The following is a 5,314-nucleotide window of genomic DNA, read 5'->3' as shown; positions in this document are numbered from 1 at the left end:
GGCTTAGACAGGATCTTGATTTGATAAAAAATAAGGAGAGTGAAAGGGCATGATGCCTTCCTATTTTTTCGCGCATGGCGCGCCGTCGATTGTACTTGAGGATAATGAATATACACAACTGCTAAAGAACTTTAAGGATCATTCACCAAAACCGAAAGCGATTGTACTTTTTTCCGCTCATTGGGAAGAGTCGGTACAGAGCGTAAGTGCTGCTGAAACATATGAAACCATTTATGATTTTGGCGGATTTCAGGATGAACTTTACCAAATGACCTATCCGGCCCAAAGCGACCGCTTCCTAAGTGAGCAAATTCAAAAGCTGTTTGAGCAGCAGGGCATTCAGAATGTTCGAAACGAGGAACGAGGCCTCGACCACGGGGCATGGGCTGTATTGAAGCTATTGTATCCTGATGCGGACATCCCGGTTGTCGCTTTATCCGTGAACCGGAATTTGCCTAATGAGCAGCAGTATCAAATCGGCAAAGCGTTGGCAGAGCTTAGGGAGCAGGATGTTCTGATCATCGGTAGCGGCGGCACCGTCCATAATTTAAGGAAATTGAATTGGCGGTCTAATGGTACTGACGAGTGGGCAGCGCAGTTCGATAGCTGGCTCCAAAACAAGCTCGAAGCATGGGACACGGAGTCTTTGTTTCAATATCGCGAGCTTGCTCCTTTCGCCCAGGAATCCGTGCCGACAAGCGAACACTTTATTCCGCTGCTTCTCGCGATGGGTACAGGTGACTCCAACCGTCAGGCGAAGCTGCTTCACCGCAGTTATCAATATGGCAACTTGAGCTTAAGCGGCTGGCAGTTTAATTAACTTCCTGGTCATGTAATCAATAAATCATGAAGGCAGCCATTCGGCTGCCTTTTCTCAATTTAAGCTGGGGCTTCATCCTTATCAGGTCTTACCGTGAATAAGGCCAGAACAGCCGCAAGTACACAAAAACCCGTAATCGTATAGAACATAATGTGAGGAGAGATTTTCACAAGAATAGCTGCAAGCGGAGGACCAATTGCTACACCGATAAACCTCATCGAACTATAAATAGAAGTGATCGTTCCGCGCTCACTCTTGTTAATCCCTTCTGTAATCATGGCATCCATGCAGGGCAACGTTACACCAATTCCGATTCCTCCTACACTAATTAAACCTATCAGCCAATAGATAGCATGCATCATACCACTTATTATAAAGCTAGTGGCAGCGAGTGTAATTCCTCCAAATGTGAGCCATTTCATTAGCCTTTTATTTTGACCAATTCGTTTACCGGTAATAAATGAGGCCAAACACAAAGCAGCCGAGGGGATAGCTAATATACAGCCTTTAATTATCCCTTTAACCTGGTACTCATCCTCAAGAGTGTCAGATAAATAAAACAGAGTACCGAAGATAGCCAGCATACATATACATCCAATGGCAAAAATGGCAAATAACCATTTACCGTTATTGTGAAAAATTTGTTTCATATTTGTTCGAAAGCGGGCAAAAGTAACCTTATGTTCATTCTTTTTATCAGGAGATTTAACCAGAAATGCAACCAGTATAGCAGAAATGAGACAAAGAACAGGAATGGCAAGAAAGGGAGCAAACCATACGATTAGTGCAAGGGCTGATCCTAGTATGGGGCTAAGAACTTTGCCGAATGTATTCGCGGTCTCCACGATTCCTAGACTGCTGCTTACATCACTTTCTTTTTTGAAAATATCACCGACAAGAGGCAGTACGATTGGAAAAGCACCTGCTGCACCAATGCCTTGTAATAATCGTCCTAGCATGATAACCATGTAAGGATTTTCGATCCACCAAGCGCCTAACCCACAAATTAAGCCGCCTATACCATTAATGATCAGGCTTGGGATAATAATTACCTTCCTGCCGAAGCGATCGGAGAGGTAACCGGCGACAGGGATAAGCAGGATGGCAACTGCCGAATAAATCGTAATCAATAAGCTCACCTGAAGAGAAGTAATTCCTAATTTACTGCGGATAGAAGGCAGCACAGGGATTAGCATTGAATTTCCAAGTGTCATAATAAGTGGTATCGAGGCAATCGATACGAGGTCCCACTTTTTATTTTCCACTTCTTACACCTAGCCTTCTGATTTGATTGTTCCTATGAGAACGAGACTAACTTATTATTCCCCTATTTATTTGCCCAAAACATAACATATTTATCCCACTTGTATAATCGGATTAACTATTGTAAAATTATGAGAATAATTGTTATGTGCCAATTGGTCATCCAAAGGCTCCTACTATAAGGTCACCACACTAGTTTCACGTGCGGCAGTCCTTGTATCGGGAGTCTTTTCTAATTTATCAAACAAGGTGGTATCGTTATGAGCAAAAAACAACCTCAACTTCATCTGAATTTGTTCGTTTCCCCGATGGGACATCATGAGGCTGCATGGCGGCATCCGCAGACGGATCTGGATCAACTGCTTGATTTCGCTTTGTATCAGCGCCTGGCTGCAAAAGCGGAAGCCGCGAAGCTGGATTCGCTGTTTTTTGCGGATCGGGTAGCGACCAGCCCGAACGCGGTCAAGTACGGGGCGACCGGCGGGTACGAACCTTTAACGCTCCTATCGGCACTTGCCGTCGTTACGCAGCGAATCGGTCTGATCGCGACCGTGTCCACGAGCTTCAACGAGCCGTTCAATCTGGCTCGGCGATTTGCTTCTCTTGATCATCTTAGCCGCGGACGCGCCGGTTGGAACATCATTACGTCCGGGACGGATGCGGAAGCGCAAAATTTCAATTATGAGCAAATCCCGGAACACGCTGTGCGTTATGATCGAGCGCGGGAGTTTTTGGACGTAGCCACGAAGCTATGGGATAGCTGGGAAGACGATGCCCTTGTCAGGGACAAGGAAGCTGGCATTTTTGCTGATAGCTCCAAGGTTCATGAGCTCAATCACAAAGGGGACCACTTTTCCGTGAAGGGGCCGCTCAACATATCGCGAGGACCGCAGGGGCGACCGCTGCTCGTTCAGGCCGGCTCATCGCAGAATGGCAGGCAGTTCGCTGCGGAGTACGCGGAAGCGATTTTCACGGCTCAGCAAACTTTTGAAGAAGCGGAATCCTTCTATAGAGATATGAAGCAGCGGGCGGTTCAATTGAAGCGATTGCCGGAGCACATCGTCATCTTGCCAGGAATTTGCCCCATTATTGGGCGCACCGAGGAAGAAGCCAAAGAGAAGGAAGCGAAGCTCGTGGAGCTATCCAACCCGGGCCACAGCTTGTTGATGCTGTCCAATCGAATCGGCTTTGATTTGACAGGTTATCCGCTGGATGGCCCGATGCCGCAGCTGCCCGTTCAAGAAGTGAGAGGCCATCAGAGCCGCACGCACTTGATCGTCGAGATGGCACACCGAGAGAATCTGACGCTGCGTCAGCTCCTGGAGCGTCTGGCTGGAGGACGTGGGCATCGCACGATAACAGGTACACCTCAGCAGATTGCCGATGTGATGGAGTATTGGTTCAAGAACGGAGCTGCCGACGGCTTCAATATTATGCCGCAGCTGATGGCCGGAGGGCTGGAGGATTTCCTGGATCTCGTCGTTCCCGAGCTGCAGCGCAGAGGTTTGTTCCGAACGGAGTACACGGGAACGACCCTTCGCGATCACTACGAGCTTCCCCATCCGGGCAGCCAGTTCGCCGAAGCTCCGCATTCGACGAATGTAACGCAGGGGTACAGCGCTTGAACACACGAAAGGATTAGACTTTCTAATTAAAAACGGAGCCGCGCATGTTAGCGGGCTCCGTTTTTTAATTAGGAATTGGGAACAATGAAAACTGATAAGACTGGCGGCTATTCAGGCGTCGGACTTGAAACAACCCGCGCTCTTGTTGAAGCTGGTGCGACAGTCATTGTACCGGCACGTTCACCAGAGAAAGCTCGCGCATCCGTTGCAGGCATCCCTCGTGTTGAGCTGGCGGAGCTGGATTTGATTGATCCTGCTTCGATAGACGCATTTGCCCAGCAGTTTCTGGACTCTGGGCGACCGCTGGATATCCTGATCAATAACGCAGGCATCATGGCTCCTCCTTTAGTACGCGATGAACGCGGCTACGAATCCCAATTGGCAACGGACTTAGTTATGATACGATACGTTATTATGAGAAAATTGGATTAATGCCTAACGCCAAATTGAGTCCCAAATCAATGAGATGCAAGAAGCACTGTCTGTCATGAATTTTAAACTTACACATTATGAGGACCTTATAGAGCATCATTCCAAGCCTCGGGGATAGGCGATAATATCAATGAGTAAGGCCCACTGCCTGCTGTGGGTCTCTTTGATGTCTCCTTGGGAAGTATCATTTATCACAACCAATAATCATTAGCTCAGAAAAGCGGGTGATATGATCAAATGATTGTTTCGGAACCACATTCAAAACTGATAAGCTGTGGATGTTCAAAATGCTTCAAACAGTTTGAATGATGCGAGGGGGGATACAGTAAATTTGTAAGCGATTTCAGTTGTTTATGACAATTAAACGCGGGAGGAATTAATTTGAGAAAAAGTGTTGCAAAGGTATCGAATTACATTTTATTGTTTGCTCTTGTAATCTCTCTTATCGCAAGTGGATTAGCCACTAAGGTGGTGCAAGCATCCAGTATTTCGATCACAGGCAGCGGAGGATGGAATGAGACGGCCTACGTTGAATGGTCACCTGTAAGTAATGCTCAAGGTTATAATGTATATGTTAAGCCTGCAGCTGCAGCAGATTCTCAATATAAACAAATTGATACTCAGTTAATCCGCAAGTATGCTTCCTATTGGAGAGCTGATGCTGTAGGGCTTGCAGCTGGAAGTTATATCATGAAAGTTGAAGTCGTATTATCAGATGGTTCCAAAGAAAGCATTGTTTCAAATGCACTATCCGTAGCGCCACATGACAGATCTGGATTTGCTTTTGCAGGTAACTCACCGTTTGGTACAGGTTCAGGTGCTTATAATGAGGACGGCACACTCAAGAATGGTGCTCAAGTTCTGTATGTAACATCTGCGACTGCCAAAACAGTGACGCTTGGTGTGAAAATCAATAGCGCTGGTGATCTACAAACAGGTGTTGGGCTAGGTCCAATTCTGGCACTCAGACAAAAAGGTTATGATAAAACACCACTTGCCATCCGATTTATTGGAAAAGTTACAGCGGCTGACATGAGTGGCCAACTAAACAGCAGTGGATTTCTTGAAGTAAAAGGGAAATCGAATTATTCGGAAATGAATATCACATTAGAAGGTATTGGAAAAGACGCCTATGCGTACGGGTGGGGAGTGCTGCTTAGGTACGTCGGTAATG

At 46.6% G+C, this 5,314-nt stretch carries 5 protein-coding genes and 1 pseudogene; 5 read left to right on the top strand and 1 reads right to left on the bottom strand.

Features of this window, described 5'->3' with window-relative positions; all coding sequences use genetic code 11:
- The first annotated feature begins 49 nt into the window (after positions 1-49).
- Complete coding sequence (locus AC1DUA_RS21965) at positions 50-820, top strand: DODA-type extradiol aromatic ring-opening family dioxygenase (protein WP_477501799.1); 771 nt, start codon at positions 50-52, stop codon at positions 818-820.
- A gap of 59 nt (positions 821-879) precedes the next feature.
- Here AC1DUA_RS21965 and AC1DUA_RS21960 read toward each other — a convergent pair whose 3' ends face one another.
- Complete coding sequence (locus AC1DUA_RS21960) at positions 880-2,085, bottom strand: MFS transporter (protein ID WP_477501798.1); 1,206 nt, start codon at positions 2,083-2,085, stop codon at positions 880-882.
- 258 nt (positions 2,086-2,343) lie between these two features.
- Between AC1DUA_RS21960 and AC1DUA_RS21955 the strand changes: the two genes are divergently transcribed.
- The 4 genes and pseudogenes from AC1DUA_RS21955 to AC1DUA_RS21940 all read left to right on the top strand — a co-directional run.
- Positions 2,344-3,708 (top strand): LLM class flavin-dependent oxidoreductase, encoded by a 1,365-nt coding sequence (locus AC1DUA_RS21955; protein ID WP_477501797.1) that lies wholly within the window; start codon positions 2,344-2,346, stop codon positions 3,706-3,708.
- An 84-nt stretch (positions 3,709-3,792) separates the two neighbouring features.
- Positions 3,793-4,140, top strand: a complete 348-nt coding sequence (locus AC1DUA_RS21950; RefSeq protein ID WP_477501796.1) for an SDR family NAD(P)-dependent oxidoreductase — start codon at positions 3,793-3,795, stop codon at positions 4,138-4,140.
- Entirely contained in the window at positions 4,113-4,199 is an 87-nt protein-coding gene (locus tag AC1DUA_RS21945; RefSeq protein ID WP_477501800.1) for a hypothetical protein, read from the top strand. Before AC1DUA_RS21950 ends, AC1DUA_RS21945 begins: the two co-directional genes overlap by 28 nt.
- A 322-nt stretch (positions 4,200-4,521) precedes the next feature.
- Positions 4,522-5,314: pseudogene (locus AC1DUA_RS21940) on the top strand (pectate lyase family protein); the annotation flags it as partial.

It is taken from the genome of Paenibacillus sp. 01T422, assembly GCF_056398785.1.
This window is presented reverse-complemented; position numbering and strand designations above follow the sequence as displayed.